The following is a 16,319-nucleotide window of genomic DNA, read 5'->3' on the forward strand; positions in this document are numbered from 1 at the left end:
CTATTTGTCAGCCAATTTTATTGACTGATACAGAGCCGATATTTTGGGATTTTAGTTTAGCGTAAAATATACGCTAACAAACTTTTTTTGTCAAAAGTCCAATAAGTAACTAGATGAGAATATATTTCAGTTTAGTCTCTATTATATAGGTATTAGTAGGCTTTTGTTCCTCAAGTCAACCTAAAACAGCGATCGCACTAAGACTAACCAGCTAATTCAAAAGACTCTCATATTCGTTGTGATCACCGATCCAAATCCAGTAATAATCATTTCCTTTTAAAGGTATCGCCAATTAGAATTGTAGGTGTTAACATTACCGTTGTACTATGAGCTATCACGATATTCTTGAGCAAGATTACTTTTAACCGTCCCATCATCTGCAAAAATAGCAATAATAATGTTGGTATCGAGCAAATATCTACCACTCATCGACATCTACCTGTTGACAACCCTCTTTGATCGCTTCATTCATTAAATCAAGGTCATCGGAAGTTATCGAACCGGCAAAACGTAGTAACTGCTGCCCTGGTGTTCCTTGAATTTCAGCTTTTACTAACGTTTGAGTGAACTGCGGAGGGATTAACTCATCAGCAACTTGATTAAGCTCAATATATTTATTCATTTCTACTTGATGATCTAAATAATAGCTAAGAGCATCAAAAACTTGCGACAAAATAAGGTGAGACAAACGCTGAGGAATCTCTTCAGGAGAAACGCCAATACGCCACATTTCCACGATCGCACGAACAGGAGTCCTTGTACCTTTGATAATAGGTTCACCACTGAGAATTTCGCTGTTTCTTACAATATGACAGTGTTCTGTTAATTGAAGCATGGAGTTTTCCTATAGCTATTCCATACTTATTTTAGCCAAACATAGGTATTTGTTGGGTTTCGTTCCTTAACCCAACCTACAAAAGCGATCGCACGAGGTAGCTCTTTAGAAAAAATGAGAGAAAAATGAAAATAAGCTAAAAAATTCACTGTTGAGAATCTTTCCTAATTAAAATGAAGTCATTGTAAGTGGCTCTTAATACAACAGACTCGATTTATGGAATTACCGATTGAAATTATAAAATCTTTATTTGCTCTGCCATTTCCTGCTGGGCTTTCACTCGCAGGGATTGTACTTATGATAATAGCTGCATTTGGCGGGTTTGGATCGTGGATTGATTTAGATCAAGAAGGCAAAAAAAATGTAAATTTTTTAGTTTTTTTTCTATTGTCACTAGTGCAGCTTAGCAAAAATAATCCACCAGTCACTTATGATCTTTAAAGCCCTTAAATTTCCAAACGAACGGCTTAGCAAAATGTTGATTAAAGTAATCAATAAAATTGAGAATTTTTTGGGATAGTTCTTCAGTTGAACGGACAGTAATTCTTTTGAGTAAACGCCTGACTAAGATCTAAAACCAACACTCAATTTGATTAAGCTACGATGTATGTTTGGGAATATAAACAAAGCGAATTCGATGAGATTCATCTGATAAAAAATCTGCTCTGCTGTCCATAGATTGCAAAATCCCCTCCTTTCCCTTTCTCCCCAAATCAATAGTAATTCCACAGCTTTCTGCTACTAATTTGACTAAGCTTACCGATTTATGAGTGTTGAGTTTATCTACAATAAAAATCCATTCTGCTTTTTCATCAATCTTAATCGTTCTCTGGATATGTTCAGAAAAATCTTGTTCTGTTCTTGTCGGTCCAATAGAGGGACTAACAACTTTTCCTCTTGCCACATCCCAGTTCGCAATCAAGCTTAAAGTTCCGTGTCTTTCATATTCAAATTCGATTTTTTCTACTTGTTTAGGCTTGATTCTTTTGTTCGGAAATAATCTCTCAAGAGCTTGAATCCCTGTCATTTCATCTGTACTAATTAAATGAATTCCTTGTTCTAACAAAGTTTTAGCTTCTTGATGAAGTTCACAGATATATTTGACTTGCTTTTTAAATTTTAAGGGATCATCAATTTTGGCATTTAACCAGTAACGAACGAGATGTGGTTGTAATGTCGCTTCTTTTAAAAAAACGCCCCACACTACGGGGGGAAATCTTTTCGACAATTCCTCTTTTTATGGCTTCATCCGCCAACTCTGAAGGTGTCCAATGGCTCACTGGTCTGTCTGATTTTTCACATTCTTCACAAGCGATCGCTACAATCTGGACTACTTGTTCGACCGTAAAGGATTTTGTTGTTCCAGGTCTTGGGCGATCGCTTAAAATTCCTTTGATCAAGACCATTAATGCTTTCTCCGTTACCTGTTGTTCTTCGGCGGCACTCAGTTTTTCTCTCTCCTCAAACCATCGCGATCGCCACTGACGCACTTGTACTCGGTCTAATTCTAATCTTCGACTAATCGAACTATTGCTCTCTCCTGATGCTGCGGCTAAGATTAGCTTGGCTCGTCTAACAAGGCGATAGGGGTTTGTTGTCCCTCTCACTATTTGTTGGAGTACTGTTTTCTGTAGGTTGGAGAGGTTAATTGGCAATGCTTTTATCATGGACATCAACTTCGAGATTCTTCCGTTAGTTTCATTGAAACACATTGTCGTGGCTAGTCACGAAAGTTTCTGTAAAAATCTGGTGGATTACTTTCGCCAAGCTGCACTAGGATGATCAGATTTTACAGAAGCAAGAGAAATACTCCTGCTAAAATTAAAGTAAGTAACAATTTAAGGGGGAACAATCTTGTTATGACAAGACAAAACTATTCCCTCGACGCAGGGAAAGGTTATTTTTCCTGCGTTTTCTGATCAAACACGGTTTTTAATTGGATTGACTAGCCCACGTATTAATGTATATTCATTTATTAATTTTTGTCAAACAATTTATAGATTTTTTGTCTTTTTTTCTTGGCTTAAATTATCATTATCTTTCTCTTAACCTTTTAATAATTACTGTCATCTAATTGAGAAATATTAGCAACTTTTATGTTTTTTTCTTGGCTTAAATTATTATTATTGTTTTCTTAACCTTTTAATAATTAAGCTTTTATTATTGATTATAAAAAAACAACATCCAGAACACGATCGCTCTCTAGTCGTCGTGTACGGGATGGAATTTTGACTATGACTATGATAACATTTTCTGAGAATGCGATCGCCGTCAATTAATGTGCGGACCCGTTACCATCATAATTATCAGAGTCATAGTATCCGTTTCTGGTACCGAAAAAGAGACAAGATACTGAAAATAAGACAGTTAATACCACTAGAATTGATTTAACATCCATAATTGATTGGCTCCTCACTTGAGTTGTTTAACCATCATTACACAATATCTCTATTTAGGGGATAGGGTGAAGATTTCTACTAAAAAACTTAATGTTTCCTAAACTTGGGAGTTTTGAGGGTAGGAAATTGATATTATTTACGATTAATTCATAATAGTTCATTATTGTATGCGTTCACAAGATGAAATTTATGATGCTATTAATGGATTTTCCTGTTTATCTCCTTCTAATCCTTTTCTGAAATTCTTCTTGAATTAATCTATCAATAAGTCTGTAGGGTGCATTAGGCAAACTATAATTTTTCGGTTGATTCCTCTACTTTTTTCTGCCGTAATGCACAATTTGTAGTGTTTATTGGTGTATTACGCTACGCTAATACACCCTACAATTATCAATACCCTACGGTTTTAAATCATCGCTTCTTTAATGACTATTTCTAATAACTCATCTAGAGAAATACCCTTTGCTTGTGCCATCATTGAGATTACACTTTTAGGGGAAAAAGAACAGTATAAACCGGCTTCTAAAAACCAGGGTTGTCCTTGGGGATCGATACGAAAATCAAACAAACTATAATGACGACAACCTAACGCTTGATGACACTGTTTAGCTATTTCTTGCACTCGTCTGGTGGCTGGATCTTTTATATCAACTATCCAAGCTTTTTTCTTATCTTTGGCAGCATAGGTTAACTCTCCTGTATCATCCCTTTTTAGTTTGTCTTCATAGTTACGAATAGGATTATTTTCTTGATTAACTGCATATTCTTCTAAGGGTAAACTAATTAATTCTCCATCTTTAACAATGGTGCCACATCTCACTTCTCTTCCTAGTTCGATATATTCTTCTACTAATACCTCATCTGCATATTGAAAAGCTTTTTCTAACCCTGCCTGATACTCATCCATTGTTCTAACCAATGTTATTCCTAAAGAGTTATCAGCGTTTGCAGGTTTAATAACAACAGGTGGCCGTAGGTTGGGGGTGTCACTATTGCGCAATAGTTCCCCGTAAGGTACTTTAACCCCTGTTGCACGAACGATGGCCTTAGCTTTGGCCTTGTGTGCAGTTAGGGCCATCAACTCGGCTTTATTGCCCAAATAAGGGATCTTCAAAAGGTCAAATAATGCCCGATATTGAGTCATTCCAGGAAGACAAAACATCTGAGGTAAAACTAAGTCGATATTTTGTTCTGTGATCCACTGTATAGCTTGAGATAAGGATAAAGGTGTGGCTGCATTAATATCTTCTCTGCTCAAAGATGTAGGAAAACGCCATAAGCGATCTGGAGTCACATAAGCAATAGAAAAACGATAGTGAGAAGGGTTGGCCGTTGCTTCAACACACTCTTTACCGTAAAGACGGGATAAGTCGCAATAAAACTCATTTTCTGCCGAACCAACTAAATGAAGAATATGAAATATAGACATGGTTAAATCTCCCGATGAATAATGGATAATGGACAATGGATAGTGGATAATTAATTAATTAGCCTAAAAACAATTATTTCTATTCCCTGTTGCCCTTCCCCCCTTGGGGGGATGAGGGGGGGTTTGCCTGTTCCCCGAAAAACAATCTATAAACCCCATAGACGGCTATTCCTGCAACCATACCGGGTAACACTTCATAGATGGCACCGGATAGGTTAAGAAGTAACTTCCAAGTCAAAGCAGTTGTTATGCCGATGATCATCATGGCGATCGCAGTTGCTGTATTAACAGGTTGTTGCCAGACTTTCACCAGTAATAATGGCCCCAAACCGGAGGCTAAGATAGACCACGAAAAAGTAACTAAAGCGAAGACATTGTTATCTCCAGCGAGGGCGATGACTAAAACAATAGCAGTTACACTCAGGGTTCCTATTTTGGCAAAATTATAGGACTTAGACATCTGGGGAAAAATATCTTGTGTTAAGGCCGCTGAACAAGATAGTATTTGGGAGTCGGCGGTGGACATGGTTGCAGAAAAAAGTCCTGCTAAGATCAAACCTACTAAGAAAACAGGTAATAACTCCAAAGAGAGATAAGGTAAAGCCAACTCAGGATCACCGGATGAACCCAACTCTGGCAGTAAAACCCTTGCAGTTAAGCCAATACCCAAGGCAGAGAAAGAGTTTGTTAACCCTAAACTGGTTTTTAGGTTTCTGGCAAAACCGAGGTTTTTGGCTGAGTCGATGGCCATGGCCCTAACCATAATATGGGGTTGCCCAACAACCCCAAACCCTGCAACCATCCAACCGATCAGAAAAGGTATAAACCCTAAAGGTAAAGACTGAGAGCTAAAACTGACTAAATTTGGGTCAATACTGTCTAAAGATTGCCATAAGCTGGATAAACCACCACATTTAATCACTGCTACTACTAATAAAAGTAACAAGGAACCCAACATTAATATTCCTTGTAGGGCATCTGTCCATATAGATGCACGAATACCCCCAGAAAAGCAATAGATGACCACAATAATAGCACCGATGATGATCCCTAAGTTATAATTCCAGCCAAAGACGCTATTCAAGGCTTTACTACCAGCCACCAGTTGGGCTGCGGCGTAGGAACCAAGAAAAGCTAGGGTTATAAGGGCAGAAATTAGGGAAATAAGGCGATATCCTTTTATATTTTGGGCTAAGAAAGCCGAAACAGTGTCCGATGCTGTTGCTTCAGACTGTTCTCGTAGGGGTTTAAAAACCAACCACCAAGCGAGATAATCGCCGATCGCCCAACCTATGGTTAACCAGATAGTGGAAATCCCCATTTTATAGGCAAAACCAACCTGTCCGATGAATAATAAGCCACTTTGCCCGGTTGCCATAGCTGAAAGAGCGGTTAACCAAGGGTTAACGCTACGACTGGCCAATAAATAGTCAGTTGTGGTAGCTTTTTTCTGGGTTGCAGAATAGGTTCCTACCCCTGTAAATAACAGCAAAAAAAAGATAAATGTGATGATAATGCCAATTTGATCGACCATAGTGATTGTTCACAATTAGTAGTCTGCGTTGGTTGTGAGTTTAAATCCAAGGGCTATAGGGCTGATGACTGGTGACTGGTAACTGGTAACTGTTTTAATCTCCACCTATCTCAACTAATTTTCCAATATTGAAGTCAATTTTTACCCAGTTCTTAAACCTGCGTAAATTTTGCATCAAGAGTATGCTAATTTGCCAATGAGGGTTCATTAAAAATGGTAAGGGATCGTTAAGTTGAAAAATAGCGTCTGTTCCTGTAGTAATTTTCTTGATCCAAGCTTGAAAATCTCTGAAAGAACGAATGCCAGTTAAACGCCAAACTTCGTGATATAGCCAATAGGTGGGTTTACTATTGGTTAATGGTGTAATGGGTTTTTTCCCTTCTTTTCCATCATTTATATAAGCATCAGCAACACCGATATGATTATAAAACATAGTGATCGCTGAGTGAGTTCTGGGGTTACATTCAATGGGATAAACAGTACCATCTTCCGACTGAATAAAATCGAAAGAAATTTGTCCACTGAGGTTTAATTCTTTAACAAATGTTTCTACCCAACTGTAAATTTCTGGTTTTTCAATATGTTCATAATTTACCTGAAAAGGAGAAGATTCTGAACAACAATGTAGTCTAATTTTTCCTTTTCTTACTGTACTGTGGGTACAATATTCTTTTCCTGTAATAAATTCTTGCATTGCCCAAGGTTTGTCTTTACTAATGGGCAAATTTTTAATATAATCTTCCATTCCTTCAAAGGGAAGTTTTGTCATATCTAAGCGAGATACAGAGTCATATTGAATACTTTTGAGAAGATACTTTCTTCCTTGATTATTTTTGAAGTCAAAATCAAGAATTTGTTGAGGATCGGTTATTAGAAAAGCTTGGGGTGCAGATAAACCTAATAACTGGGCTTGTTGGCACAATTCAAACTTATCGTCTAACATCTTAGTAATGTTAGGTTTAAAGTGCATAATTTCGCAATGCTCGGCTAATAAGTCACCGGCAACCGAGTCATAATAACTAGCAACAGGACTAGAAACAGGAATAAAAATATCGATGTTTTCTTTTTGAACAATATTTAATAATCCTTGACAGTATCCTGCCTGATCTTTTTCTGGTGCAGGAACCGTATAAAAAGCCTTTACGGCTCTAGAAAAGCGTGATCCAGATAACCAATACTTATCCGTTTCGACTAAAATAACCTCATGTCCAGCATTATAAAAACAACGGGCAAGCTGTAAACATTTTGTCATTTTTGCCCCTGTTAAAAGGACTTTTTTCGGATTTTTTGCAACCTTTCTACTGGCAAAAGGTGTCATTATCCAACGAATAATCAAAGAAAGAAAAACAATAGTCAAATTAATCGGGAAAGCAATTAAAAGTAGTCCCAATGTAGCGATAGTTTTCAATAATGCCATCATTAGTTTAGCTAAGATTCTATGATAAAGAGTTAGGTAGATGCAATTAATAAATCACATCTATAGCTAACTGTATGTAACACAGGCATCCTGCCTGTACAGTCTAAAAGGCTATGTTACTACTTGCATATGTAACACAGGCATCCTGTCTGTACAGTCCAGAAGGCTATGTTACTACTTGCGTCGAATAAGGGTTAAACCATCCCGAAGGGGTAATAATACCTGTTCCACACGGTCATCATCCGCCACAAAACGGTTAAACTGGGCGATCGCTTCACCGTTAGCTGTCCGTTGTTGCTCTGGTAAATAGGGTTGTCCCTGTAATAAGGTGTTATCCACGCAAATAATGCCCCCAGGAGCTAATAAATTGCTCTCTAACAGCAGCTTAAAGTAGTCGATGTACCCACCCTTATCGGCATCAATAAACACCAAATCAAAGCATTCTTGAGTCTCTGCTAACCCTTGCATGGTTTCCAATGCCGGAGCTACTTTGATGTCTATTTTGCTGCCATGAGGAGACTCATCAAAACAAGAGCGAGCAAAGTCAGCCACATATTGATCAACTTCACAAGCGATAATGCAACCATCCTCTGGCAACGCTTCGGCCATGGCCAAAGCAGAATATCCGGTGAACATTCCCACTTCCAGGATACGTTTTGCCCCCATCATAGAAACAAATATTTTTAAGGTTTGTCCCTCGATGTGACCGGATAACATTTCTTGTTCCAACTGACGAACGGTTTCCCCGTCTGAAAATCGCTTACTCCAGTCCTCTTGTGCCGTTTTTTGGGCTAAGTTGGCTAAAGCTGCTGATTCTTCGGTGGTAGTCTCATCTAGATAGGGATCAAGTCCCCCTGCTAAGGCTTCTACCTCTTGTAAAGCGTTCAATAAGGAAGCAGATACTTCTTCATTTTCGGCCAATTTACGGACATTTTCTAATTTTTCTACTAGAATGCCTAAAGGTGTGACAGGTCTAGCCACCGGTGGAGTGGTTAATAACTGACTCATGGTTAATCCTCCTATGCTAAACCGAGATCGCTGAGATACATTTCCTTGCCTTCTCCCCCAGATGGTAAGGAAACACATATTTCTTTATGGTGTTGGACAGCTTTTTCTAACAACCCAGAGGAAACCTCTTGAGCGTAGTCACATTCTCCAATAGTTGTGGGTAAAGGGGCCCAAAGTCCACCTTCTCCCCGTTTGCGGCGCATATTTTTCTGTCCTTCTAACATGATGTCCATGTCTTCTAGGATGGAATGATACACAGATAAACCCATAGAGGTACAAAGGGAAATAATGCGATCGCGATCTTCTGCGGATAACCAACCCATTTCTGTAGCTAAACTTGCACCAAAAGCCATACCGATAGATACTGCGTGACCGTGCATTAACTTAGCTGCTGGTTCAAAACGAGGACTCCAGGTGTGTCCGTAAGCATGGGGACGATCCTGATAGGTTTCAAACATATTGGTCCCTTCGTGCTTCATATAGGAGAATAAAGCGCGATAAATCACCTCATCGGCAATCTCAGAAAGTTCTGCATCGCCTCCTAAAGTAGCAAAATGGGTCTCTACTAAACGGGCCCCATATTGTTCCATCAATTCAAACAAAACGGGATCATCAGTAACCGCCATTTTGATAATTTCAGACATCCCGTGACGCACATGACCGGTTTCTAGGGTACGGAAAAATGTACGATCCACCAAAGTTAAAACTGGGGGATGATACACACCCATACTATTCTTGAACTGACTGCCGTTGGTACAAGTACGAGGAGAAGGGCCTGCATCGATGGCAGCAATAACTGTTGTTCCGATCATGACGTAAGGGGTGCGTCTGTGTTGCAGCGCGCAAGCTAAACCAGCTACATCACTTAATACACCACCACCCATGACTAATACTGGTTCGTTACGGGAAACATCGGAACCATCTTTGCCCAAATAAGAAAGGATTTTATTGACGGTTGCGGGGGTTTTATCGGACTCCCAAGCACGACAAGGGTATAATTCTAAAGAAATTTCGTGATACTCAAAATATTTACGGATTGCTTCGCCATACAGTTCATCAATGGTGAGATCCACAATGGCAACACAACGGCCAAGACTACTATAAATTTCGGCTAAAGTTGGGTTTTCTGGGCTTAATATGTCGTTAACTAACTTAACAGTTGCTTTCAGGTTATAACTCGCTGATACTTCAAAAGAACGATTATCTCCACTAGCAACAATCTCACCGTGTCCGGTATACCATTCAGAAGTACGGTATTTTACGGGGTGATTGAACTGAATAATCTGATTAGACTCAGAAGCAGTCTTATCGTTCAACGGTTTTGCTTGAACCATAGGTATCCTTGCTTATGCGTGTATAGTTTATATGAAATTGATGAAAACGTTGCCTTTCCTGGGATCAGGAACTACGAACCTTTTGTAACGTTCGTTACATAAGCAGTGTAACAAAATGTTAACCAAATGTATACTTTTTTAAGAAAAAGATTTTTTATCTCATGATGAGTATAAATACCTTCTTAGGTAGGGTTTGCTGAAAAAGTTTCTCCAAAATTTATGCCACTTTTGACCAAGAATTTTCTGACAAATCAATAAGTTTTAGTACATAAAAATTGTTTAAAGTATAATCAAAATTAATGAAAGGCGGTTCGATGAGTTCCCCTGTTCTATTATTAGTAAATAAGGACAAAAAAAGCGACAAAAACTGCCTCAGAAGTTTAGAAAGATTGACAACTAAAAATGTAATAGCAATAGATGTAATGGAGGTTTCAGGGAGTTTTGTCATCACGAGATTTAGGCTAAATCTTCGTTTAGCTTGTCCAAACTTTCCCTCAATAGCATTACGGAAGCATTCATCGGAGTGGGCTTGTTTCTTTTCTTCTTCACTGACATTTTTCGGAGGTCTTCCTAACTTCGGACCACTGATTCTTATCCCTCTTTCCTTACACCAATTTCTGTTTTCCCTAGTTCGATAAATTTTATCTACATGGACGGATTCGGGATAATAGCCAAACGTTTCTTTATACTTTTCTACTTGTTCTTTAAAATGACAAGATTCATTGAAGTTTTCCCAACTTATTTTGTCTAGAAACACATAGTTATCTACACAGCTTACTGAGAGTTTAGCTCCAAACTCTATTGGTTTTCCTGCTTTTCCCCTCACTATTGGACGAATATGCGGTTGAGTTAAACTTACAATTCTTTGAGGAACACTCTGGGTCTTATTCTCCCACATTGACTGTTGTTGTTCATAAACTTTTTTGATAGTCTCTAGACAATTTTTCTGTCTTTTACTCAGATTTTCCAGGGAAGCCCCAGCTTGAATTAAGTCTTCTATATTTCCTAAATTTTTCTTAAGGTATTTTAACTGTTTCCCGATAGCTTTTCTTCTTTCTTGATAAGATACTTTTCGTTTTTTAGCTACTTTTAAGTATTCCTTTCTAGCAATTTTTCTAGAAGTTCTCGGCTTTTTTCTCAATTTTACTCTTAATGGTTTATAAAGATTATCTATTATTCTTTCTGTCTCAATTCTGGCTTGATTTAATATGCCTAAATCCGTTGGGTATTTGATGTCTGCTGGCGCACAAGTCGCATCTAAAATTAGTTTACCTTTATTTTTTATTTTTTCTCCTTTTTATTGGAGACAATCCTTTTTTTTTACTTCTTTATCACTCTTGTCTATTTCTCTTTTTACTATTTTTTTATTGATTTTGTTTATCAATTCTCCATCAATTCTTTTCCTAAAATGAACTAGCATTGAAGATTCCAGTGGTGGCTCTTGTTGATAACAATTTAAACCTATAAAGTATTGTAGATAGGGATTTTCTCTAATCTGTTCTATAGTTTCTCTATCACTTGTTCCTAATTTTTCCTTAATAATTAATGTCCCTAATGCCATTCTAAATAGTTTGGCTGGCGCACCTTTTTCTGCTGAAAAAAGTTTAGCATATTCTTCCTCAAAATCATCCCAAGGTATCAACTCTGCCATGATTACCCAACGATTATTGGGGGACAATTTGCCCTCGAAAGGTAATTCAAATTTTTCTGGGGGCGGTAAAGGTTGCTCCTCTTTTCGATACATTTGTTCTTGACCAACAACTGGGAGGTGTTTCTACCAATTATAGCGGTTTGTAGCCGACAAAGCTGATCTTTTTTGCGATCGCGAATATGGGTGTAACCTTTTAAAGAATAGGGTTTTGCTTTTATTCAGCAAACCCTAATTAATACTGTTGTAAATACTCACAGTCCAATGGTACAATAATTTTCGTCTTTGTCAAGATTAAATACAATCGTAGATTAACACAGCAGTTTAAGAAGCGGATTTGGTATCAGGTTTCAGTTGAGAGAAAATTAGAAGTAGGATTTAACAGTTTTAAATCCCTACAAGGAGATATTTGTAGGGACATAATATTATTATGTCCTCATCGGTTCTCATATATCATGATTGTGATTGCTATCGTAGCCAAAATTAGGAATAAGGGGTTTAGCATTACTAAACCCCTACAAAATACCTATTTAGTATTTAGCTATTATTCCCATTCAATGGTTCCTGGGGGTTTAGAGGTGATATCATAGACCACACGGTTAACCCCTTTCACCTCGTTTACAATGCGGTTAGAAATGATTTCTAACAAATCATAAGGAACTTTAGCCCAGTCAGCAGTCATCCCGTCTTCACTGGTGATTAAACGCAGTACAATGGGATGAGCATAAGTACGTTGATCTCCCATCACACCGACGCTACGAACCGGTAAAAGAACAGCAAAAGCTTGCCAAAAATCATGGTACATCCCCTGTTTAGCGATTTCGTCCCGTACCACAAAATCAGCGTCCCGTAGGATATTTAACCGTTCCGAGGTCACTTCCCCGATAATACGAATAGCTAAACCAGGCCCAGGAAAAGGATGACGGCGAACAATTTCTTCAGGTAAACCAATAGAACGCCCAACTTTCCGAACCTCGTCTTTAAATAGCTTCCGTAAAGGTTCTACTAACTTAAAACGAAGATCCTTGGGTAATCCTCCCACATTATGATGACTTTTAATCTTAACGGCAACCCGTTCCCCTGTTTTCGGGTCTACATTAGTATCAGCAGACTCGATCACATCCGGGTAAAGGGTTCCTTGAGCTAAATAATCAAAAGGTCCAAGACGTTTAGACTCTTCTTCAAACACTTGGATAAACTCATGACCAATGAGACGGCGTTTTTTCTCTGGGTCCGTTATCCCTTCGAGTTTATTTAAAAAGCGATCGCGCGCGTGGACGTATTCTACGGGAATATGAAACTGTCGATCAAAGATATCCATCAACCGTTCCGGTTCCCCTTTACGCATGAACCCTTGATCAATAAACATACAGGTTAACTTATCCCCAATGGCCTGATGTAACAAAAATGCCAGGGTTGAGGAGTCCACACCACCAGATAGGGCTAATAATACCCTTTTATCCCCCACTTTAGCGCGAATCTCACGTATAGTCTCATCCACAAAAGCTTCTGTGGTCCAAGTGGGTTCACATTCACAAATATGATAGACAAAATTACGAATTAGGGCGATCCCATCCACCGAGTGAACCACCTCGGGATGAAATTGTACCCCAAACAGTTTCTTCTCATGGTTAGCAATAGCAGCACATACAGTATTCTCAGTATGGGCTAAAATAGAGAAACCTTCGGGAAGACGGGTACAAGAGTCTCCATGACTCATCCACATGGTTGAACCGTCTTCTACATTGGTTAATAAGTCTGTGGGGTCATCGATACACAGGGAAGCTTTACCATACTCTCCCCTTGTCGCTTTTTCTACTTGTCCCCCCAGTTGTTTAACCATCAACTGCATTCCGTAGCAAACCCCTAACACGGGAATACCTAACTGCCAAATCTCAGGATCACATTGAGGGGCGCGATCGTCATATACTGAGTTGGGACCTCCTGAGAGGATAATTCCTTTGGGGTTAAGTTGGCGTAATTTTTCGACCGTTGTGCGATAGGATAAAACTTCAGAATAAACTTGGGTTTCTCGAATGCGGCGGGCAATTAATTCTGAATATTGAGAACCAAAGTCAAGAATAACAATCATTTGGCGATCGAGACTTTTATCAAGGTTGTTGCTGGGTAAAGTCTCTGGTGTATTGGAGAGGTAAGGGGTTTGAGTAGTCACGTTTTAAGGATGAAAAAAGTAAAGCTGATGCAAAGATTATAGTTTAACCAGATGTGGGGAAGAATTCCAAGATATCTAACTCAAGATACCACAACTATAAATTGTGCCGTATAAGAGCAAAGTGGGACTTGTCCTGTGGAGGCAACGGGCAATGATACGGAAAACTCTAGAGAAAAATGAAACTGTTCGTCAGTTAAGTGGTACTTGGAAGCCCCAACTTAAGCACGAAGCAAGTCGGGGTACTTCACTAGATTATCTTAGCATTAGCATCAAGTTGCTTCCACACTTAACTTAATCTAAGTTCAGTTGGTTGCCACGCTTATATTGTAAATAAGCAGCAACGAATAAACCAGCTAAAGTAATGGGAATAAGACCTAAAACAATCCCTAAAAGTAAAGGTTCAATCATGGGGGTTTCTCCTCTTTGAGACAAATGATAATTATCCTATGGTACTGGAGAATGTTGTCTTAATCCTAGACCCGCATTTCTCACAAATTCTGCGATCGCTAAACTTCAAACCATTATGTAGTCTGAGTTTAACCTTGATTTGAGGGGCGAGTAAAAAATAACAGTGTGCCATTTTAAGCGATCGCTTGAAAAATAAGCCACATCTAACCTCTAGCTGATTACTGATCAGTTTGTGAGAAATGCGGGTAGAGTGGCACAAACTTTTTTCTCTACCTTCATATTGTGGTGATGGACATTACTGGCTACTTGTCAAGTTTTTATAAAAAAAATTAATATTATGAGCAAAATCCCCAGAAAATTGTTACATTAGTTGATAGGACTAACTTTTTACTCTCAAAAAATTGCAAAGTGTAAAGAGAAGGACAACACAATTCCCCCTGAAATCATCGTGACTGAACAGTTAATCCAACCCAAGGATGCTATCCAAAGAGTAATACTAAGCCTTCTAGGCATAATTTTTCTGGCTATTGTGGTAGTAGTCGGTTGGTATTTCCATCAAATTTCTGATCCTTATATGGGTGAAGTGTTATCCCTTCAAGGAGACGTTACCAGGGGACAAGCTATGTTTGAGATTAATTGTGCTGGTTGTCATGGGTTAAATGCAGATGGTATTGTCGGCCCCAGTTTACACCATGTACAACAACATAAATCGAAAATTAGTTTAATTAAACAAGTGACTAGCGGCAAAACACCACCTATGCCGAAATTTCAACCAAACCCCCAGGAAATGGCAGATTTGTTAATTTATTTAGAAGGTTTGTAAGTTTCAGAGGAGGATCAACCTTAAAAAATACTTGATTTACTGAAGTGGATAATGGCGATGGGACTATCACTTATACACCTAACAGTAACTTTAACGGAAAGGATAGTTTTTCCTATACTATTTCGGATTTCCAAGGAGCAAGTAATACTGCAACGGTTGATTTAACTATTAATTCCATTAATGACGCTCCGATCGCAACAAATGATGTAGTCACAAGTTTCCTGAATAACTCGACATAACTCGACAGTTATTAACGTCTTAGAAAACGATAGTGATGTTGATGGAGATACCCTAACTCTTACACAATTCACTGATACCTCTAATGGGATTCTTACTAATAACAATAATGGCACTTTTACTTATACTCCCGATCAAGGATTTATTGGGACAGACAGTTTTACTTATACTGTCACTGATGGACAAAAAACCTCAACAGCAACGGCTCAGATAACGGTATCTGGTATTGTTCAAGATGGCAATTTCAGTGCCATTAATGGAGATTTTACAAGGAATTCTGGCACAACCCTTAGTAGTCATGCTGGACAAGGTTGGATTCAACCTCGTGGACATAAATGGAGTAAAGATACTGTCAAGGAATGGGCTTATGCTGATAATTCTGGTGCTTTAGGGTTAACTCAAGTTATTGCTAGTAATAACATAACTCAAGGCTTACAAACTATTAGTTTTGATGGAGTTAATATAGGGACTGATAATACCCTAAGACTACAAGTTTATGGTATTGACTTTGGATCGGGATATGAATATATTGCCCTGCGTTTCGTCACAGGGGGAGTTAGTGATCCTGACACCGAATTTCAAGCCATTGATAATGTTTTTATTGGTAATTCAGCCAATTCTTCTGTTCCCGTTGAGGGAACCATTACACAAGTAAACACTATTACAGGAACCGACGGTCAAGATATTCTTGATGGTACTAGCGAAGATGACTTGATTGAAGGTAATGATGGTAACGACACTTTGACTGGGAATGCTGGTAACGATGACCTCAGAGGTGGTATTGGGGACGACATTCTTAGAGGTGGTGCTGGGGACGATAACCTCAGAGGTGGTTCTGGGAATGACATCTTTAACTTTAGTGCTAATCAAGGACGCGATCGCATTTGGGACTTTGAGTTGGGGGATAAAATTCGCCTCAAAGATATTAATCCTCAGTCCCTTGAGTTAATTGAACTCAACGGCAACACTTTCCTTGATTTAGGTAACAATCAAGGGATCGAGTTACTGGGTGTCTTACCTGATGTCCTTAAGATTAATGTCTTAGCTAATGTTATTGAATTAATTTTGTAGAGA

Annotated in this window: 12 protein-coding genes and 4 pseudogenes; 5 read left to right on the plus strand and 11 right to left on the minus strand. The window is 38.6% G+C overall.

Annotated features, from left to right (window positions below; translation table 11 throughout):
- Window positions 1-571: 571 nt before the first annotated feature.
- Window positions 572-835, minus strand: a pseudogene (locus CWATDRAFT_RS41315) (DUF433 domain-containing protein); the annotation flags it as partial.
- A gap of 216 nt (window positions 836-1,051) precedes the next feature.
- Here CWATDRAFT_RS41315 and CWATDRAFT_RS06830 point away from each other — a divergent pair.
- Window positions 1,052-1,276 carry a hypothetical protein gene (locus CWATDRAFT_RS06830; RefSeq protein WP_042711229.1) on the plus strand — a complete coding sequence of 75 codons (225 nt, stop codon included), beginning with the start codon at window positions 1,052-1,054 and terminating at the stop codon, window positions 1,274-1,276.
- On the opposite strand, the pseudogene CWATDRAFT_RS06835 reads toward CWATDRAFT_RS06830, so the two are convergent.
- From CWATDRAFT_RS06835 to petG, 10 genes and pseudogenes are all read right to left on the minus strand, one after another.
- A pseudogene (locus tag CWATDRAFT_RS06835) lies at window positions 1,260-1,901 on the minus strand (transposase). The gene CWATDRAFT_RS06830 and the pseudogene CWATDRAFT_RS06835 sit on opposite strands and share 17 nt — an antisense overlap.
- Window positions 1,902-1,965: 64 nt before the next feature.
- Window positions 1,966-2,547 (minus strand): helix-turn-helix domain-containing protein, encoded by a 582-nt coding sequence (locus CWATDRAFT_RS06840; protein WP_007304320.1) that lies wholly within the window; start codon window positions 2,545-2,547, stop codon window positions 1,966-1,968.
- A gap of 1,093 nt (window positions 2,548-3,640) precedes the next feature.
- Window positions 3,641-4,663, minus strand: coding sequence for a D-alanine--D-alanine ligase family protein (locus tag CWATDRAFT_RS06850; RefSeq protein WP_007304321.1), 1,023 nt, complete (start codon window positions 4,661-4,663; stop codon window positions 3,641-3,643).
- 79 nt (window positions 4,664-4,742) lie between these two features.
- Window positions 4,743-6,197, minus strand: coding sequence for a sodium/proline symporter (locus CWATDRAFT_RS06855; protein WP_007304322.1), 1,455 nt, complete (start codon window positions 6,195-6,197; stop codon window positions 4,743-4,745).
- A 94-nt stretch (window positions 6,198-6,291) separates the two neighbouring features.
- Window positions 6,292-7,617, minus strand: a complete 1,326-nt coding sequence (locus CWATDRAFT_RS06860; RefSeq protein ID WP_007304323.1) for an ATP-grasp domain-containing protein — start codon at window positions 7,615-7,617, stop codon at window positions 6,292-6,294.
- A 171-nt stretch (window positions 7,618-7,788) separates the two neighbouring features.
- Window positions 7,789-8,622 (minus strand): O-methyltransferase, encoded by an 834-nt coding sequence (locus CWATDRAFT_RS06865; protein ID WP_007311102.1) that lies wholly within the window; start codon window positions 8,620-8,622, stop codon window positions 7,789-7,791.
- A gap of 11 nt (window positions 8,623-8,633) precedes the next feature.
- On the minus strand, window positions 8,634-9,956 hold the full coding sequence (locus CWATDRAFT_RS06870; RefSeq protein WP_007304325.1) for a sedoheptulose 7-phosphate cyclase: 1,323 nt from the start codon (window positions 9,954-9,956) through the stop codon (window positions 8,634-8,636).
- A gap of 217 nt (window positions 9,957-10,173) precedes the next feature.
- Window positions 10,174-11,700: pseudogene (locus CWATDRAFT_RS33090) on the minus strand (IS5-like element ISCwa2 family transposase).
- Window positions 11,701-12,148: 448 nt separating this feature from the next.
- Window positions 12,149-13,777, minus strand: a complete 1,629-nt coding sequence (gene guaA, locus CWATDRAFT_RS06885; protein WP_007309693.1) for a glutamine-hydrolyzing GMP synthase — start codon at window positions 13,775-13,777, stop codon at window positions 12,149-12,151.
- 291 nt (window positions 13,778-14,068) lie between these two features.
- Window positions 14,069-14,185 (minus strand): cytochrome b6-f complex subunit V, encoded by a 117-nt coding sequence (petG, locus tag CWATDRAFT_RS06890; protein ID WP_008278251.1) that lies wholly within the window; start codon window positions 14,183-14,185, stop codon window positions 14,069-14,071.
- Between the two features lie 448 nt (window positions 14,186-14,633).
- Between petG and CWATDRAFT_RS06895 the strand changes: the two genes are divergently transcribed.
- From CWATDRAFT_RS06895 to CWATDRAFT_RS42120, 4 genes and pseudogenes are all read left to right on the plus strand, one after another.
- Window positions 14,634-15,008 (plus strand): c-type cytochrome, encoded by a 375-nt coding sequence (locus CWATDRAFT_RS06895; RefSeq protein ID WP_021831887.1) that lies wholly within the window; start codon window positions 14,634-14,636, stop codon window positions 15,006-15,008.
- A 44-nt stretch (window positions 15,009-15,052) separates the two neighbouring features.
- On the plus strand, window positions 15,053-15,247 hold the full coding sequence (locus CWATDRAFT_RS41665; protein ID WP_156183546.1) for an Ig-like domain-containing protein: 195 nt from the start codon (window positions 15,053-15,055) through the stop codon (window positions 15,245-15,247).
- 10 nt (window positions 15,248-15,257) lie between these two features.
- Window positions 15,258-15,404, plus strand: a pseudogene (locus CWATDRAFT_RS42115) (cadherin-like domain-containing protein); the annotation flags it as partial.
- Between the two features lie 552 nt (window positions 15,405-15,956).
- Complete coding sequence (locus CWATDRAFT_RS42120) at window positions 15,957-16,316, plus strand: calcium-binding protein (protein WP_007304330.1); 360 nt, start codon at window positions 15,957-15,959, stop codon at window positions 16,314-16,316.
- The last annotated feature ends 3 nt before the right edge of the window (window positions 16,317-16,319 follow it).

It is taken from the genome of Crocosphaera watsonii WH 8501 (assembly GCF_000167195.1).
Taxonomy (GTDB): Bacteria; Cyanobacteriota; Cyanobacteriia; order Cyanobacteriales; family Microcystaceae; genus Crocosphaera; species Crocosphaera watsonii.